12 protein-coding genes are annotated in these 18,814 nt (G+C 35.0%); 2 read left to right on the top strand and 10 right to left on the bottom strand.

Annotated elements, in window-relative coordinates:
• Positions 1 to 122 precede the first annotated feature (122 nt).
• Positions 123 to 1,019, top strand: a complete 897-nt coding sequence (locus tag BJ095_RS12080) for a 3-hydroxyacyl-CoA dehydrogenase (protein WP_107936384.1) — start codon at positions 123 to 125, stop codon at positions 1,017 to 1,019.
• A 218-nt stretch (positions 1,020 to 1,237) separates the two neighbouring features.
• Positions 1,238 to 2,158 (top strand): oxidoreductase, encoded by a 921-nt coding sequence (locus tag BJ095_RS12075; RefSeq protein WP_107936386.1) that lies wholly within the window; start codon positions 1,238 to 1,240, stop codon positions 2,156 to 2,158.
• 53 nt (positions 2,159 to 2,211) lie between these two features.
• On the opposite strand, the gene BJ095_RS12070 is transcribed toward BJ095_RS12075, so the two are convergent.
• From BJ095_RS12070 to BJ095_RS12025, 10 genes are all read right to left on the bottom strand, one after another.
• Positions 2,212 to 3,789: an amidohydrolase gene (locus tag BJ095_RS12070; RefSeq protein WP_107936388.1), complete on the bottom strand. Its 1,578-nt coding sequence runs from the start codon at positions 3,787 to 3,789 to the stop codon at positions 2,212 to 2,214.
• A 160-nt stretch (positions 3,790 to 3,949) separates the two neighbouring features.
• A complete protein-coding gene (locus BJ095_RS12065) occupies positions 3,950 to 4,864 on the bottom strand; it encodes a VanW family protein (RefSeq protein ID WP_107936455.1) in 915 nt (304 codons plus the stop codon).
• Between the two features lie 78 nt (positions 4,865 to 4,942).
• Positions 4,943 to 6,064 carry a Ger(x)C family spore germination protein gene (locus tag BJ095_RS12060; RefSeq protein ID WP_107936390.1) on the bottom strand — a complete coding sequence of 374 codons (1,122 nt, stop codon included), beginning with the start codon at positions 6,062 to 6,064 and terminating at the stop codon, positions 4,943 to 4,945.
• Positions 6,061 to 7,170, bottom strand: a complete 1,110-nt coding sequence (locus BJ095_RS12055) for a GerAB/ArcD/ProY family transporter (RefSeq protein ID WP_107936392.1) — start codon at positions 7,168 to 7,170, stop codon at positions 6,061 to 6,063. Before BJ095_RS12055 ends, BJ095_RS12060 begins: the two co-directional genes overlap by 4 nt.
• Complete coding sequence (locus BJ095_RS12050; RefSeq protein WP_404427982.1) at positions 7,167 to 8,693, bottom strand: spore germination protein; 1,527 nt, start codon at positions 8,691 to 8,693, stop codon at positions 7,167 to 7,169. The genes BJ095_RS12055 and BJ095_RS12050 overlap by 4 nt, the downstream gene beginning before the upstream one ends.
• A 127-nt stretch (positions 8,694 to 8,820) precedes the next feature.
• Positions 8,821 to 10,929 carry a methyl-accepting chemotaxis protein gene (locus BJ095_RS12045; RefSeq protein WP_107936396.1) on the bottom strand — a complete coding sequence of 703 codons (2,109 nt, stop codon included), beginning with the start codon at positions 10,927 to 10,929 and terminating at the stop codon, positions 8,821 to 8,823.
• 308 nt (positions 10,930 to 11,237) lie between these two features.
• The gene (locus BJ095_RS12040) at positions 11,238 to 12,227 is read right to left on the bottom strand and encodes a VanW family protein (protein ID WP_107936398.1); all 990 of its coding nucleotides are present in this window, start codon (positions 12,225 to 12,227) and stop codon (positions 11,238 to 11,240) included.
• A gap of 147 nt (positions 12,228 to 12,374) precedes the next feature.
• On the bottom strand, positions 12,375 to 13,223 hold the full coding sequence (locus BJ095_RS12035; RefSeq protein WP_107936400.1) for a CheR family methyltransferase: 849 nt from the start codon (positions 13,221 to 13,223) through the stop codon (positions 12,375 to 12,377).
• A gap of 21 nt (positions 13,224 to 13,244) precedes the next feature.
• On the bottom strand, positions 13,245 to 16,475 hold the full coding sequence (locus BJ095_RS12030) for a response regulator (protein ID WP_181418057.1): 3,231 nt from the start codon (positions 16,473 to 16,475) through the stop codon (positions 13,245 to 13,247).
• A gap of 39 nt (positions 16,476 to 16,514) precedes the next feature.
• The gene (locus BJ095_RS12025; RefSeq protein ID WP_181418056.1) at positions 16,515 to 18,587 is read right to left on the bottom strand and encodes an EAL domain-containing protein; all 2,073 of its coding nucleotides are present in this window, start codon (positions 18,585 to 18,587) and stop codon (positions 16,515 to 16,517) included.
• Positions 18,588 to 18,814 lie beyond the last annotated feature (227 nt).

Below are 18,814 nucleotides of genomic sequence, written 5' to 3'. Positions count from 1 at the left end.
AAAGAACTGTATTTCTCACAACAGCCCATTAGAACATTTAAAATCAGTATAAAAAACAGTAGCATGTCTATCATGAAAAGTGAACAATATAGCTTGTTTAAAACTAAGTAAGGGGTTTTCATATGGACTATAAAAAGATTGTAGTAGCTGGTAGTGGTGTTTTAGGAAGTCAGATTGCGTTTCAAACTGCATTTAAAGGATATGATGTTGCAGTATATGATATTAATGATGAAGCAATAGATCGTGGGAAAAATCGAATGATGAATCTAAAGGTACGCTATACTCAAGACCTTGAAGCGACAGAAGAAGCTGTAAATTTAGCTTATAATCGTATTTCCTTCTATACAGATTTAGGAGAAGCAGTTCTAGACGCAGATTTAGTTATTGAAGCTGTCCCAGAAGTAGTTGAGATTAAGAAGACTTTCTATCAACAGCTACGTCAAGTAGCACCCGAAAAGGCGATTTTTGCAACCAACTCCTCTACGATGCTGCCAAGTCAATTTGCAGAAATAACAGGTAGACCTCATAAATTTCTTGCGTTACATTTTGCTAATGAAATCTGGTTAAACAATACTGCCGAAATTATGAAACATCCTAATACTGAAAAAACAGTATTTGATGAGGTTATCGAATTTGCCAAATCGATTGGAATGGTAGCATTACCTATTCAAAGAGAACAACCTGGCTACATTTTAAATTCTTTACTCGTTCCCTTCCTAGAAGCTGCTCAAATGCTATTAGTCAAGAAGATTGCTGATGTAGAAACAATTGATAAAACGTGGATGATTGCAACTGGTTCTCCAAAGGGTCCATTTGCAATATTAGACATTGTAGGAATCAATACAGCCTATAACATAGCGAACGCTAAGGGCGAAGCTGGTAATGAAGAATTTAAAAAATTAGCTAATGTCCTAAAATCTGAGTATATTGAGAAGGGAAAATTGGGTACAGAAACTAAACTAGGCTTCTATTCCTATCCTAACCCAAGTTATTTAGAACCAGGGTTTTTAGACAGTTAGAATACAGCGGCACACAAAATAAATGTGTGTCGCTTTTTAATATAAAATTCCCTTATTAAATATATAAACTCCTAACTCAAAACACATTTCTTAAATAACATTACAAGGTTTCTTCTGTTTCGCGGTTTTGAACATATAATAAAACATAATTTACTAGACTTGAGCAGAAAATTTCAACTCCATCAATTGATTTGAAGTAATTTAAGGAGTGTGTAAGTATGAGTAAAGGATGGACAAAAAAAGACATACGAGATCTTACAGGAAAAGTAGCAATTGTTACTGGGGGAAATAGTGGAATCGGCTATGAAACAAGCTTGGCATTAGCTGAAAATTACGCTACAGTCATACTGGCAGTTCGTAATCTGAACAAAGGACATGAAGCTGTAGATAAGATTAAAAGAGAATTTCCTAACGCAAATGTACATGTACTAAAGCTCGATTTAAATGATTTAGAAAGTATTAAAGAATTCGCCGAGGATTTTCGTAAAAAATTTCGTTCCTTATCAATACTGATTAATAATGCAGGTGTACTGATGCCGCCCAAAAAAGAGACAAAGGACGGTTTTGAATCACAATTCGGCATCAACTATTTAGGGCATTTTGCTTTAACAGGATTATTGCTCGATTTAATCATTAAAACACCGGATTCTAGGGTAATTTCACTTGGTAGTCTTTCTGCGCATTCCATTAAGCCAGAATTTAAAGAGTTTCTTGGCTCTAAGGTGAAATCTAATGCCATGAAGCGCTATGCTCAAAGTAAACTTGCTTGTATGTACTTTGCTAAAGAGCTTCAATATCGTTTTCGTGCGCGGAATATTGATTCAATAAGCGTTGCTTGTCATCCAGGAATTGCGCAAACCTACATCTTCGGGAAGGGTTCTCGTAAGCTTAAGACGCGCCTTACACGGGCTTCATTAAAAATGATTGGTCAAAGTGCGGAGGCTGCTGCGAATCCAATTTTGTATGCAGCAACAGATTATTCGATTCGTGGAGGAGAATATATCGGACCAGATGGACGTAAAGGAATAAAAGGCTCCCCTACTGAACTAGAAATATTAGATCAGCAATTTGTTGAAAATGTATCCAGTAATCTATGGATCCTTTCAGAAAAGCTTACAGGCATCACATATAAATTTTAAAACCAATCCCCTCTAAAAGCACTGTGGAGGGGATTGGTTTTTATTTTTCTACTTTATCGTTCAAAAACAACTCGACCTGCTACAACTGTTTTCACAGCTATAGCTTCTAGCATATCCTCTGATGACCCTTCAAATAAATCACGATTAAAAATAGAAAAATCAGCATCATAGCCTGGTTTGATGAACCCACGAACAGCTTCTTTTCCAATGGCTTGTGCACTACCATACGTATAAGCACGGATTGCCTCAAAGCGAGTTAGCTTCTCTTCAGGAATGTATCCCTCATGCTGTGCTCCAGGCTTTTTACGTTCAACTGCAGCATAAATAGATAAAAGAGGATCGATATCTTCAATTGGTGCATCTGTTCCAGCAGAACACATAATGCCTCTATCCAGCATTTTTTTCCAAGCATAAGCATACTCTAAGCGATTTTCACCAAGTCTTTCAATTACCCAAGGGAAATCTGAAGAAACAAAGGCTGGCTGTATATCCACAACTGCCGATAACCTTGTTATTCGTTCCATTAGATTCTCATTTAAAACACAGCAATGTATTAATCGATCGCGTTTGTCTGCTGGTACAGGGTATTTTTCAATAGCGTTCAAAACTTGCTCAGTAGCAGCATCACCAATCATGTGAACAGCAATTGCCTCATTATATTTACGTGCTAATTTTACAAGCTCCTCTAGTTCTTCATCAGTGTGAATAAATAATCCTTTATTCTCCGGATTATCACAATATGGTTCAACTAATGCAGCAGTTGCTCCACCTAACGAACCATCAGCAAAGATTTTCATAGCACCTGGTTCAATAAAGGGTTCATCATAGGAAGGATTTGCCTCCATCATCTCTTTAAAAACAGCATGATGCCGAAGTAAATTCACACGGAAATGACGCTTTTCTCCTATTACTCTTTCATAAGCGGTTAGAGGATTCGTATAACTGCCAAAATAGCTCATATCCTCACTGTGACCACCTGTTAAACCTTTAGATAGCATGTCATCAATCGAATAGTTCAATGCTTCTACTAAATTTTGAACATAGGCTTCTCCTTCTCGAACAATCGCATTATTAACTAGACTTGTAGCTTGCTCATATAAGAGACCGTTTAATTTACCATTGGAATCACGGCCAATTTTACCTCCTGCTGGAGAAATGCTGTCTTCATGAATCTCTCCTGCATTCAGTGCAGCTGTGTTACCCAAAAGGACATGATGACATACACGTGTTAAAAGGATGGGACCTGATCGGATGGCATCAAGCTCTTGAATAGTAGGAATACGCTTGTCTTTAAAGTTATTTTCATTCCATCCTTCTCCAAATAACCATTTATCTGACGGCGTATTCTTTGCTGCTTCACGTACTAAGGAAAGTACTTCCTCTACTGAGGTTGCATTTGATAGATCAAGACGCAGTAATTTCTCCCCGTGGCCTATGATATGAAGATGACTATCTACAAATCCAGGATACATTGTAGCTCCTTTTAAATCATGAAAAGTATCAGCTTGTACTTTTAGTTTCTCGAATGCTCCTACTTCTATAATCTTACCATGCTCTACTAAAACAGCCTCTACTCTATCATTCTCATCAGTCATTGTATAGATTGTCCCGCCATGCCATAAATCTTTCATCTTACCAAACCTCTCTACGTAAATTTTTTGGATTTACATTTATATTTCGAACTAAAATTTCTGTATATTCTACTAATTCTCATTATGCTATTTTACTGCTTAAAGCTCAAGTAAGGGATTTTCTTTTCCAAAAGAAAAAAGACACGAGATTTACGTGTCTTTACTGTAAATGACTGAGTTCATTTTTTAGAATCTGTTCGTATTCCTTTGACGTTTTAATCTGTATAGTAATAGCCCCTTTTTGATAATAGGTTTTCACAATAAAGGGAACACCAATTGTGTTTTGAAATACAAAATCTAGTCCTCCAAAGGAAACTGTTGCATCTCTGCCTTCTGGTACATAACCAACATCCCTTGAATGATTATGGCGTTCAATAATTTTCAAGCCTAACTGATCTACCGCATTAAATAATGTCGAAGAGGTCTGGCATATGCCCCCACCTATTCCCATGACCATCTTTCCTTTTATTATTTCTGGTGCCATTTGATAGCCGGATGCAACATCTCTTGGCCCAACGACCGAATTAAAGGAAAATATATCGTTGTTACCGACTATTACATTATTTATGGCATTTGCTGAAAGCTCGATATTTTTACTGCGTCCAGAGTTAAATGCTCTAAAGCGTGTACTGTAAGAGGCAAGGACTACTTCATTAAAATAAGGGAGATCCTTCTCACTATAATCACTTTGACTATAATTTAGTGGAAGCTCAATTTCCCCACCTGATAACGAATGCTGAACGATTTGTTCAACAAGCTCCTCCTCATTAACAGTTATTAGCGGTCTTCCCTTGATGAGCTCGCCGTTTTCTTCAATCTTATCTAAGATCATTGGCTTTCGATAGCCATCACTAAAATCACGCACCCACACTTTAATTTGCTTCTTATATTGAGTGATATCTATTGCGATCTCGTAATCACTCGGTGTAAAAGTCTTAATAAGATCCTTTGTAAAAGGATCTATAATTTTAATCGTTCTAGAAGAGATTGACTCGTCTCCCTCTTTTTCAGCTTGAATCGTTGTGATATTGACTGAAAGCAAAAGAATAATCAGAATCGGTATAATTTTATTCATTAACACGCTAAACCCAACCTAACTATTGTCTGTAGTTGAGTTTATCTTGCCCAAATCGTGATGAAATATCATAAATTATTATTCATATACGCCATTTCTTATAATCTCAACATCCACATTTATATTTAATTTCATTTTTTTATACATTTCCATCCATTTCTCCTCTGTTAGATTCGCGCCTCTAACCTGCGATCTATATTCTTCCCCAAAACCAAAGATGTCCGATTCAATTTCTTTCGTATACTTAATAATCCTGGAGATTTCGCTTTCAATTTTTTCATTCATGGCTTTTTCTATTGTCTTATTAACTTTTGGATCACTTATATCAATTTTATTAGAAGTTTCCAACAATCTACATTTCAATAGTATGTTTAAATCAAATTCGTTCTTTTTTGCATCGGTTACTTTTATAATACTTTTTGATTTTATTGAGTCAACAGCCAAATTGAGGGTGTCACCTTTCGTCTCGACTGTGGGACTTATTGATTCCGAATCCAAGGAAAGTTCAAGTGTACCGGACTTAAAACTATCACAAATCAGCACGAGATAGGAGATATCACTTGATGGTAGTTCACCAACCATTTTTCCTTTATTAAAAAAAGCAGTACCAGTAATTCCGATAAATTGTCCCTCTTTTTTAAGGATTGGTAATGCAAAATTCCGTACTTTTGATTGATTATCCCGTCCTATTTCATGAAGTGTTGAAGAGATTAGTTGTTGTTGCTCAATGTTATGGTCTATTAAATTATACAGATGTTGGCCAATGTCAGATATTCCTTCATAGTTCTGTTCTATCAAGGTTTTTGACTCTCCTCTGACTACCGCTAAATAGACACTTGTACTAATTTCAGAATTTGAAAGCAGGGTTTGAATGGATTCCTCTATCCCCTGTTTCGCCAGCTCTTCACCGTATAGTACAACCCGCAATTGACCAGCTGCTAATTTCTTCGCAGTTTTCATGTCTACTTTGATTCGTGTTCCTTTACTCGTTGCTTCGGTTTCCGTTTGAGTTTCGACTCTACTTTCAAATTCCGGGTTAATTTGTCGAACAACTGTAGTGGCCGTTACCTTATCCTCATCTCCATTATCATAACCAATTAACGTTACTAAACTTATTCTTTCTAGAATTTTAGTTTCCGCACACCCAGTGATTAACGAGCAGCATATTAACAAGATTAAAATTAATTTTATTTTTCTCAACTACTTTTCACCCATTTTTTCAAAATCTTTTTAGTTGATGCCATAATATAGAGAAACAATGGATAGATAAAAACGACGTAAAATGCAATTTTACTAAATATATTATTTATCCGGTTTATATCATGTCGTGATTGGACTGGTAATGAAACAAAAAAAATTAAAATAGTAAAAATCCAAATAAATGTTGTTCCTTTAATATTCTTTATCCGAACAATGCCCCGGTATGCAGACCAAGAAAATAAACAAAGATTAGGTAATATAATAATTAACCAAAAACAGATAACAATAATTTCAATTCTCTCAATAAAAGGAAGCTTTATAATGCTAAATAATGTAAGCAATGCCCAAATTGTCTTTTCCAATTGCTCATTGCTAAAATATACTATGGTAACAATCATAACAAATACATATACAAAGCAAGTAAAAAACAAACCAAAGTGAACATATTTTTGTGCTTTGTTTTTATCTTTTACAAATGGGTACAGGATATTGACAACTTCAAATCCAACAATTGTAAACGTCATTGAATATGCACCTTTTAAGATACTTACAAGATCATTTGATAGTACGGGTAGAAGGTGATTATAATGTGCATATTCTAAAGGGAAGAGGAGTAGAAGTAGCATCCAAATAGTGGAAACAACGCTAATGAAGCAAACTCCAATTATTACCCGCAACCCACCTGTAAATGAATAAATGACAAGTATCAAAAGAGTTCCTGAGATAAATACCTGTGATAAATTTGGAAAAACCCATGTTGTGATGATTTCAGTGTAATTTTTTAATACCACAAAAAAGGCGAAAGATACGTAAATAACATATGAAAAGTTTATTAAATGACCAAGGTATTTGCCAAACAAATCTAGCTGAATGCCAAACAAATCGTTTGTTGAATATATTTCCAGTGTTTTAAACATGACATATACAATAAAGTGAGAAAATAGAAAACTCAATAAGATTGAAATCCATGCATCGTGAGTTGCATCCTTTACGATAAGACGTTGAAATCCCTGAATTCCAACCGCTATTTGACTAGTTACCACTACAAAAAATAGGAGAGGTGCATTAAACTTTTGATCGTTGCTTATTTGGAGTAAGGATTTCATGATTGCTTCATCTTCTCCTCATTTGAAGAGTTGTTATTTGACGCCTTATCGTTTACTTTTCTAGATGTAAGTATCGGTTGACGATTAATAAACGGGAGAGGTAACCTTATCACACTATCAGCCATGTCTTTCCATCTCGGTGGATAGAATGGTTGCAAATAAGGAGCACCAAGGCTCGATTGTCTTAATAAATGAATAATTAGTAAACAAAAAGCAAACATAATGCCATAAAAGCCCCAAAATCCAGCTAAAAAAATGATTGGAAAACGTAAAATTCTAATTACATTACCCATCACATAATTTGGAGTAGTAAAAGCAGATAAGGCACATAAAGCAATAATAATGATTAAAATATTACTTGTAATCCCTGCTTGAACAGCTGCTGTTCCCAGGACAATCCCTCCAACAATCCCGATTGTTTGTCCTACTTTGGTAGGCAAACGTGCCCCAGCTTCGCGTAATAGTTCAATTATTAATTCCAAAAATAAAGCTTCGATAATTGGTGGAAATGGAACTATCGCTCTCGATTCACTTAAAGGTACTAATAGAGGCTGTGGAATCACTTCATAGTGAAATGTTAAGGTAGCAACATATATAGGTGTAAAAAAGATTGATATTAAGATAGCGCTAAACCTTAATAACCTTAAAAAGGTAGCTATTGGCCAACGAAGGTTTTGGTCTTCTCTACTCTGGAAAAATTCGAAAAAGGTATAAGGACATAGGATAGCCATAGAACTTCCGTTTACCACTATGCCAACTTTTCCACTTAATAGTCCATCACAAAATCTATCGGGTCTTTCAGTTAAAAGCATTTGAGGGAAAATGGTTAAAGAATTATCATCTATTAATTCAGTTAAAATTGCACTATCTAAAATATCGGAAACATCCAAATCTATAATTCTTTGGCGAACAGTATTCACATACTCTTCGGAGGCAATGCCTTTAATATATAAAACGGATAATGACGTATTAGTTTCTTTCCCTATAACATATTTTTCATTACTTAAGTTAGGGTTTGTAATATACCTACGGATTAATGAAATGTTCGTTGCAAGACTTTCATTGAAGCCTATTTGTGACCCGATAACTTGGGATTCATTTTCAGGGGTTGTTAAACTTCTCGTCTGGTACGCTGATATCTTAGCAATGACGAGTTCAGAATTCCCCTCGACATGAATTAATACTGCACCAATTAACATTTCAAGTACACATTTATTCAACTCTGAACCTAAGTCAACTTCAGCAACTAAAAGGCTCTCTTTTATAATTCTGGGTGTTGCACAATCTGTTTTTTCAAGTGTTGGTAAAATCTGTTCATTTAAAGTATTTACATCAATTAAAAAGTCAACATAGATAATCGTAATGGTGTCACTAATTTCCTTTATCATTAAATCTGCTGGTGAGTGTGTAATCTCTTTTAGTTTTTCAATGAATTCCACCTTAGACGACGGAATTTTAATATGTTTAGCTTCAGTTTTCGCCGAAGAATCATTTGATTTATTTATTTTTCTAATCTTTTTCATTCCAAACATAAATTTCTCTCCATTTCCTATCTTTTCATAGGATTGTCTGAATAGCATAGATCTATACTTTTTGTTTAGATGAAAAAGGCAATATTTTCGCTTGTTACACGAAAATATTGCCTGATAGTTACATTTTAAATGCTTGTGCAGCGGCCTTTAGATTATCTGCCATAGTAGCTAGATTATCTGCCGAGGCTGCGATTTCTTCCATAGAACTATTTTGTTGCTCTGATGCCGAAGCGATTTCTTGTGTATTTCGAGATGCTTCTATCGAGATTTTGGAAATATGGTCAATTTCATCAACCATTTTCTCGGAAGAGCTGTTGATATGCTGACTCTCCTCTAAAATTTCTCTCATATGAATTGAAACCTTATCCACGGCTTTTGCAATGTTTTCAAATTCACTGCCAGCTCTTACGACTAACTCTTTTCCGTCATTTACAGCTGTATTCCCTTCATCCATAGCTTGAATCGATAAGGAAATTTCATGTTGAATATCTTTTATCAGCTCACTAATTTGACCAGATGCCTTACTGGATTGTTCAGCTAGCTTGCGAACTTCATCAGCTACTACTGCAAAACCTCTACCATACTCACCCGCTCTAGCCGCTTCAATAGCCGCATTCAGTGCAAGTAAGTTTGTTTGACTTGCAATATCAGTAATAACAGAAATGATGTCATTAATTTCAGAAGATTTCTTCCCTAGTCCGTTGATTGTTACCGATGCTGCATTTGTTTTTTCTTCAACGGTTTTCATGTAGCTAATCGTATTGCCAATTACTTCTGTACCGGAATTCGATGCATCGACTGCTTGGCTTGAAAGCTCATTCGTTCTTTCGATATTATCAGCTATCGTAGAAATACCATTTGATATATTAACAACTACATTTTTGGCGTTCTCTGTAAAGCTTACTTGAGTTTCAGTATTCGAAGCAATCGTTTGTATCGATGCAGCAATTTGCTCCGTTGCTTGCACTGTTTCATCTGAGCTTGCAGATAATTCTTCAGAAGAAGAAAGAACTTTATCAGAGGCTTTCTTAATCTCTGAAACAAGATGCTTAATATTGTCAATCATCAGGTTGAAATTTTTTGAGAGCTGTCCAATTTCATCATTTCTCTTCGTTTTAATAATGGATGTCGTCAGATCACCTGTTGCAATTTTCTCCATTTTCGAGGATAGAACTAAAATTGGTTTTGTGATACTTCTTACAATCACAAAGGTTACTATTATAATTGCTATTGCAGCAATGATAATCATTATGACTGTTGCATCACGAAGTGCATTTGACTCGGAAAGTACTTCATCATTAGGTGTATAAATAGCTAGCCCATAACCTACTGAACTAATAGGTGTATAAGAAACGATGTATTCTTCATGATTAAAGTCAAATGTAGAAATCCCTGATTCTTTAGCACTTTTCTCTAAATAAGACCCTAATTCACCAAGATTTGCTTCGTTAAATTTTGTTCCAATTAACTCTTCTGATGGATGCTCCTGTATAATTCCTTGCTCATCGACTAATGTAATAGAATTTGATGAGTTTTCATCCTCAGCTAAATATGTACTAATCAAGGCATCAAGATTAGCTGCACCAGCTAAAATACCTACAATTAAACCCTTGTCATTCATAATTGGTGTAGCAGCAACTACAGCTCGCTTGTCCGAATTATCTAGTGTGATAACCTCTGAAATAACAGATTTACCACCAAACACAGTAGGTACATAGCTTTGATCACTATAATCTGCACCAACCTCACCTTTGAGGGTATGTGCTACTACTGTTCGGTTCTTATCAATAACAAACATAGTATCAAACACATCTGAACGATTTTCTAGCATATTGATGTATGATAACACACTCTCAGTATCCATTGTTTTCATAACATCACTTGCAGCAGCAACCTGCATTTCAGAGATTTGTGTGTTAAACCATTGTTCAATGGATAAGGACTTACTTACTGCTAAATCCTGCATAGCATTTTGTTCTTTTTCTATCAAAATACTACTATTGTTATTTTGAATAAAGAAAGATACTGCTATTAAAGGAATAATAGAGATGAGTAAAATAGCCCCTACAAATTTAGTACGGATACTAATCCTGCTCTTTTTCTTTGAATCTTTGAGAGGCTTCTGCTTACGCGGTTCTTTCTGAGCTTTTCTCTTTTTAGATTCTGTTGGATCCTTTTGAATTTTCTGTTTTTTAAGCTTGTTTGGCTTTAGATATTTGCTAAACAATAAAGAAACCCCCTTGGTGCCGTTCTAGTATTCAATTTTAGGAATTATGAAGTGTATGCAGTAAAATCCTCCCTTTAAAAATATTATTTTCAGAATTAATTATATACTAAAAATAATGGTAATTAAATATAATTTTAGAACATTACTACTAAATGGAAAATATAAACTAGTTAAAAAGTATGTAAAATTTTATAATATAGTAATTTTTTAAGAGTTTATCTTTTTTATATTAAAAAATAGGCACGATAAAAGTGCCTATTTTAAAGGGGAAACCTGATATTGTTTTAGACAATATCGTTTGTTTTAAGTTAATGATAGGTATAATGCTCGGAAGTTCGAATCTCAATGGTTATCGAGTTTTCAGTAGTTGTTGAAATAATCATAAATGGAAAACCGGTGGTATTATGAAATCTAAAATCCAAGGTCCCATATGACACAGTAGCATCTCTACCCTTTGGCACATAACCAATATCTCTTGAATGATGATGCCATTCAACATATTCTACTGATAGTTGGTCTACTGCGTTAAATAGAGTTGAAGAAGTTTGGCAAATCCCCCCACCAATCCCCAATACAAATTCACCATTAACGATTTCAAGTGCCTCCTGATAGCCTGTTTCCTTTGTTCTTGGACCGACCATTGTATTAAATGAAAAATAATCTCCATTCCCTACAATCACCTTTGAAATCGCATCAGAGGACTGACGGATATTGTGCGTACGACCCACATCTGAAGCTTTAAAATAGGTTGTATATGAAGCAATAATCACTTCTTCGAGTGAGTCAAACTCACTACGGTCATATCCTGTTTCCGTAATATAAATAGGCAATTCCACATTGCCTCCATTTGGAGAGATTTCAAGAATTCGTTCCACAAGCTCACTTTCTTTTAATATAACCATAGGATGGCCTTTGATTAATTCCCCATTTTCATTTACTTTATCAAGGAACATTCGCTGATCATAGCCTTCTGTTGAATCGGTGCCTTGAGCTAAGTCTTTTGCTAGCTGTTTGATTTGGTTTACGTAAGAATAATAATCTGTATGATATCCTAATTCAGTAGTGGAAAATGTAGCGATAACAGAGTTTGTAACAGGATCGAATACATTTATTTCGCCGGTAAGTTCAGTGGTCTTTGATTGTTCTTCTGAGGTTGCCTCCTCTTGTTGAGGATTTTCTACGTCTACGTGTTGATTACTTTCTTCTGTAACACTTTGTTGAATTGGAGCATCTTCAGTGCTTTCTTCGCTACATCCAGTCAACAATACTAGCATCATGAAAATGAAAATAGCTTTCATTTGCAAGCCCCCCTTAATTCGACATCCTTCTCCAACAATTAGTGTATTCAATAAGGGGCGAATATGACTCTCGTTAAAAGCAGCATAAGTTACGATAAAAAAACTCGAAAATGCGTCCAGAAGCATTTTCGAGAATAGTAGTAGGGATCACTTTATTTTTTTGTAAATCTTTTGGGAAGGGCTTATCTCCTCGTACATCTTATTATAGTTCGTGTAGTTGATGGATTCTTTGTTTCCTAGACAGAGAACGCCGAATTTCCCTAAGCTATTATAAAAAAGAGTGTGTACTTTATTTTGTAGGTCCTTGTTAAAGTAGATCAAGACATTTCGACAAAGGATGACGTGAAACTCATTAAAGGAGCTATCAGTAACAAGGTTATGCTGTGCAAATACTACGTTTTCCGTTAAAAACGTATGAAACTTTACACCTGCATCAGTTACTTTATAATAATCAGAGAACGCCTCATCTCCACCGGCCTGCATATAATTATTTGTGTATTTTTTCATATGCTCTAAGGAGAAGCATCCGTTTTTTGCAGTTTTTAAAACTTCCGTATTGATGTCAGTTGCGTAAATTTTTGTCTTTTCGTAAAGTCCCGCTTCTTGGAGGAGAATGGCCATCGAATACACTTCCTCACCTGTAGAACAGCCAGCATGCCAGATTCGAATAGAAGGATAAGTTTTTAATACAGGAATGACCTTCTCTTTAAACGTCCTGAAAAATAGAGGATCCCGAAACATCTCGGTTACGTTTATAGAAAAGTCAGCGATTAACCGTTCAAAGCAGGACGAATCATGTAAAACCTTATCCAATAAGCTGGAAATTCTATTTAAATTTTCAGCATGGACTCGATGCCATACTCGTCTCTTAATAGAAGGATAGGCATAGTCTCGATAATCATAGCCATATTTCAAATAAATACCCTCAAGCAGTAGGTAAATCTCGATTTTTTCGAAATCCTCTCCCTGATTATTTTCTAGAGTTAGCTGGTCCATTGCTATGCATTCCTCATCTCATTAATATAGCCATACTTTAATAAGAGAAATTAATTGATCGGGCTCTACAGGTTTTGCAATATAATCTGAGGCACCGATTTCCAGGCATTTTTCTTTGTCTTCCCTCATTGCCTTAGCTGTAAGAGCAATAAGTGGAAGATTTTCGTAAAGTGGATTTTCACGTATTTTAATAATCGCTTCGTAGCCATCCATCTCAGGCATCATAATATCCATTAACACAAGGTCAATATCTGGATGGTCGTCTAGCATTTTTAAGCTTTCTAATCCGTTTTCGGCAAATACGACATTCATGCCTGCCATTTCAAGAACACTTGATAGAGCAAATACATTTCGAATGTCATCATCTACAAGGAGAATTTTTTTTCCTAATAACCCCTGTTTTGACTGAACACGCTGAATAAATAGATCTGTATTATGAGGCAGCATGCTTGAATCTTCCAAATAAGCTTCAAGCTCTGCAACTAATCTTTCAGGAGAATGCTCATTTTTGATAATAATTGCATGGGCATATTTGTTTAAGTCGATTTCTTCTTTAAGTGTTAAATCACGACCTGTATAGATGAACACTTTTATATGTTCATTGGCCACATTATTTTTTATTTTACTTAGTAATTCGAAGCCATTTGTATCTAATAGCCCTAAATCAAGAATGATACAATCAACTGCCGAAACTTTTAACGTTTCAATGGCTTCTTCTCCTGAAGACACAGCTTTAATAATAAAGTCCATATTCCCAATAAGCTCCATCAAGCTATTTCTTTGGTTCAGGTCATCATCAACAATTAGTAGCCGTTTGATATGACTAGTTTCAGTAAATTGATCTGGTAAAGCTACATTAATAGCCGGTATTTCGGGTTCAACGCTCGTATCTAAAGAAGTAGCTGCTACTTCTAGAGGACTTGTCACCAGATTCTCTACTAGTTGTTCTTCATAGTCGGCAAGATAGAAGGTAAATCGACTTCCCTTTCCTTCTTCACTTTCCACTTCAATTTCCCCACCTAAAAGGGAGGCAATTTCCCTACTAATGGATAAACCTAGGCCAGTTCCACCATATTTTCTACTAGTCGTTCCATCCGCTTGCTGGAAAGCTTCAAAAATAATATGTAACTTATCTTTAGAAAGTCCAATACCAGTATCAACAACCGAGAACGCAATTACAGGCTTCCCATACTTTTTCGTTTTCAACGTGTCTTCTGAAATCTGTAAGGAAACTTCCCCGGCTGGCGTGAATTTAAACGCATTTGATAACAGGTTTTTCAACACTTGTTGTATTCGGATTTGATCACTGAAAATCGTTGGTCTAATGTCCTCTAGGACCTTCACCTCGAAGTTGATTTTTTGATTATCCGCTAAAGCTGCGAAATTATTTTCGACGAATTCCACTAAATCCTGAATTGAAACTTCACTAGGAATAATGTCTGTTTTACCTGATTCAATCTTTGCGAGATCTAGAATATTATTAATTAGAATCAACAAATCATTCCCAGATGAATAAATCGTTTTTGCATACTCGACCTGTTTATCAGACAAATTCTCATTTGAATTATCTGCTAATAATTTTGATAGGATGATTAAACTATTTAAAGGTGTTCTCAATTCATGAGACATGTTAGCCAAGAATTCTGATTTATATTTAGAGCTTAGGGCTAGTTGTTCAGCTTTTACTTCAAGCTCTTTTCTCGCCTGTTCAACAATACGGTTGGCTTCCTCATACTTCACGTTTTGGTTTTCCAGACTCTTTGCTTTTTCCTCTAGTTCTGCATTTGTTTGCTCTAATTCCTCCTGCTGAATTTGTAGCTTAATTTCTGATTGGCGTAAGCTTTGAGTTTGTTCTTCAAGCTCTTCATTTGTTGCTCTTAGCTCTTCCTGTTGATTTTGTAATTCTTCTGATTGAGCTTGAACCTCCTCCATCAGAGTTTGCGATTCCTCAAGAAGCTGAGCTAATTGTAAACGACTTACGACACTTTCAATAATAATTCCTAGATTTGCAATCATTTCTTCTAGGAATGCTTTATGGGCTTCGCCTATTGGCTTTAGAGCAGCAATTTCAAGAACCGCATTAACCTCACCTTCAAATAGAATTGGTAAAATTACCACATCTACTGGTGTTGTTGCACCTAGACTAGAAGATATCTTCATATAATCTGATGGAAGTTCAGAAAGAAAAACGGCTCGTTTTTCTTCAATTGCTTGTCCAAGTAACCCTTCTCCAAAGAGAATTGTCTTCTTTATAGATTTCACATCTTCTAGTGCATAGGTTGAAATGAGATTAAATTGATCTTTGTTTCGATTATTAAAATCCTTTGCATAGAATACGGCATGGTTCGACTCTACTAAAGGTACAACCTTTGACAGCAAAGTCTTACCTAGATATTCAAGATTGTGCGACCCAGTTATACTAGAAGAAATCTCGGCTAAATTCGACTTTCTCCACGTCAATTCTTTTTCTAACTCAATTTGTCGATCTAATATCAAGGCCAATTGGTTAAAGGATTTAGCCACTCTATCGAATTCATCATTAGCTATTACATCAATTTTTGTTGTCAGGCTTATTTTACCTGCTGAAATATTACGCATGATGGTCGTCATCTTCATAATGCGATTGGAAACCGAAAAAACATTTTTTAGGATGATTGTCATGATGATCAGAATGGCAACAGCCAATAAGATTGAGCTTAGGAGTGTTTCCCTTTGTGTATTATTACTCATTTCGACTAAAGAGTTTTCAAGCTCCTCATCGTAGGCTGCAGCGATATCTCTTAACACGATTGTAAAGTTTTCATGCAGTTGTTCTGAGCTTTCACTAATAAGCCTTCTCGCGTCTTCTCTTCTATTCTCTCTGGTTAGTGAAACCATTTGATTTTTATAAATTTCAAAATCCTCGTTTACGTTTTTCAAACGGGTTACTAATTCTTTATGGTTCTTACTTTTTACATTTTCCTCTAAAAGAAGTATATTTCGTTGTACATTCTTGCTCTCTACTTCAATTTTGGCCAGTTCTTCCGTGATGGCTTGTTCGTTAAAATAAATAGCTAGATTCCTTAAATACATTCCCTGGTCTTTAATATCTGCACGAATAGTAGCTGCCAGTACAGATGAATTAAAATTTCCATGGATTTGCTCGCTAGTAGCATTCAAATGAGAGATTTGTAACCATCCACTACCGATAATTAATAGCACTAAAATAGGTAATGTTGATATTGCTAATAGCATTTTTGTCCGTACCTTCATGGCTACACGCTCCAATAAACACATATAAAATGTATTACTCTATTTTATTTTTTTCTCGTTAATACATGTTTCATATACTAAAGCGATTGCCTGTACGCGATCAGAAACATTTAATTTTGAAAGGATATTCGTAATATGATTTTTTACAGTGTGCTCACTTATGAATAAATTCTCAGAGATTTCTTTATTACTTAATCCCTCAACAATTAAAGAGAATACATCCACTTCACGGGTAGAAAGGGAGTTTTCCCTTTTAATAATTTGAATGGAAATCTCAATAAGTGTTTTGTTTATTCCTATTTCTTCTTTTGGTTCTAAAATGATAACGTTATCTACGCTTTTTATATTTTTAGAAGTTTTTGATTGACGGTTCTCCATATTCAGTTTTTCAACGTATAGGACAAAATCCTCTGGTGGTAAAGGTCGACTATAGAAATACCCCTGTACTTCGTTACATTGTAGGTTTCTTATCACATTAAGCTGTTCGATTGTTTCAACACCTTCAGCTACAACATGGATCCCTAAATTTTTGACTAGTGTGATAATTGAATCTACAATGACACGGCTATTTTTCTCAGGATTTGTAGTATCTTGAATATAGGATTTATCGATTTTTACCGTATCAAATGGAAACTCTCTTAAATATTTAATAGATGAATAACCCGTCCCATAATCATCAAGGGCAATTTGAATATTCAGATCTTTTATCTGTTGTAAGGCCTGTAATACAGTCTCTTCATTTTGTAAGAGTGCTGATTCTGTAATTTCAATTTCGAGCATGCTCGGATTCATCTTAGAAACATTTAGGATTTGTTTAATTTGTTTTATTAAATCTCGCTGTAAAAAATGCTGAGCACTGAAATTTACTGAGACCTTTATAGATAGATAGGGAATATTGCTCCACCTACTCATTTGCTCACAAACCTTTTTTAGTACCCATTTATCAATCTCGAATATTAAATTAGATTCTTCGGCAATCGGAATGAAGACATCGGGTCTAACAACTCCCCAGCTTGGGTGATTCCATCGAATAAGTGCCTCAGCGTTAACTACTTCACCAGTTTCTACGTCAATACGGGGCTGATACACAATCGAAAATTGATCTAACTCAATTGCTTTTCTTAGCTCGTTTTGCATTAAGAATTTACGATAGGATTCAATATTCATGCCAGAATGGTATACCTTATATTCGTTTTTGCCTTGTTCTTTTGCACGATAAAGTGCAGCATCTGCATTTTTCATTAAGGTATTCGAATCCTCCCCGTCATATGGGAAAATTGAAAGCCCGATACATGTAGTGATATAAAACTCAAAATTATCTATATAGAAAGGGTCTTTAAAGCTACTAAGTATTTCTTCAGCAACCTCCAAGCATTCCTCACGATTACTATTTGATAGCACGATAACAAATTCATCCCCGCCAAGACGAGCAACAAAATCATACTCTCTTACAGCGTTAACTAATCTTTTAGATACTTGCTGAAGCAACTTATCCCCCATTAAATGACCAAGAGAATCATTTACAGACTTAAATCGGTCTAAATCTAAATACATTAATCCAAGAGTTTCATTTTTGTTTTTCGCATTCATAAGATTTTGAATCATTACATCATGAAACATTCTTCGATTTGGTAAGCTTGTTAAACCATCGTGATAAGCAATATATTCAATTGTTTTGTTTTTGTCTTCTAAGCTCTTAGATTGTTCTATTATTTTTTTATTTAACAGATATAGCTCTACAAATCTTTCTAACTTTGACTTAAGAATAAGTGGGTCAAAGGGCTTTAAAAGATAATCGATTGCACCAACAGAATAGCCCATGAATATGTGCTCGGAATCTAAATTATTAGCCGTTATAAAGAGGATTGGAATATTTTTCGTTTTTTCACGAGCTTTAATAATTTTGGCAGTACTAAAACCATCCATCCCTGGCATTTGAACATCAAGGAGGATAACTGCAAAATCATATTTTAATAGGTACTTCAGTGCTTCTTCTCCGGAATATGCTTTTATTAAATTATATTCATCTCTTTCAATAATCGCTTCCAAAGCTAATAGATTTTCTGGACGATCATCAACTAATAAAATATTTATTCTATTTTCTTGATTCATACCTTTTCCCCCCAACCAAACATACAGAATCATAATACTTTGGTAGTAATTAGGATACCATACTATTTAATGGGATGGGAGATATAATCCCGTATAAATTTTAGTTAAAACCACTTTCACATTACTTTATGACTACGTTTTTAAAAGTTTGATAAATTTATCATATAAAAAAATCTAATTACATTAATTATTTGATGAAATAAAAAGTAATTAGATGTTTCTGCTGT

Source organism: Ureibacillus chungkukjangi (genome assembly GCF_003217295.1).
GTDB lineage: Bacteria > Bacillota > Bacilli > Bacillales_A > Planococcaceae > Ureibacillus > Ureibacillus chungkukjangi.
This window is presented reverse-complemented; position numbering and strand designations above follow the sequence as displayed.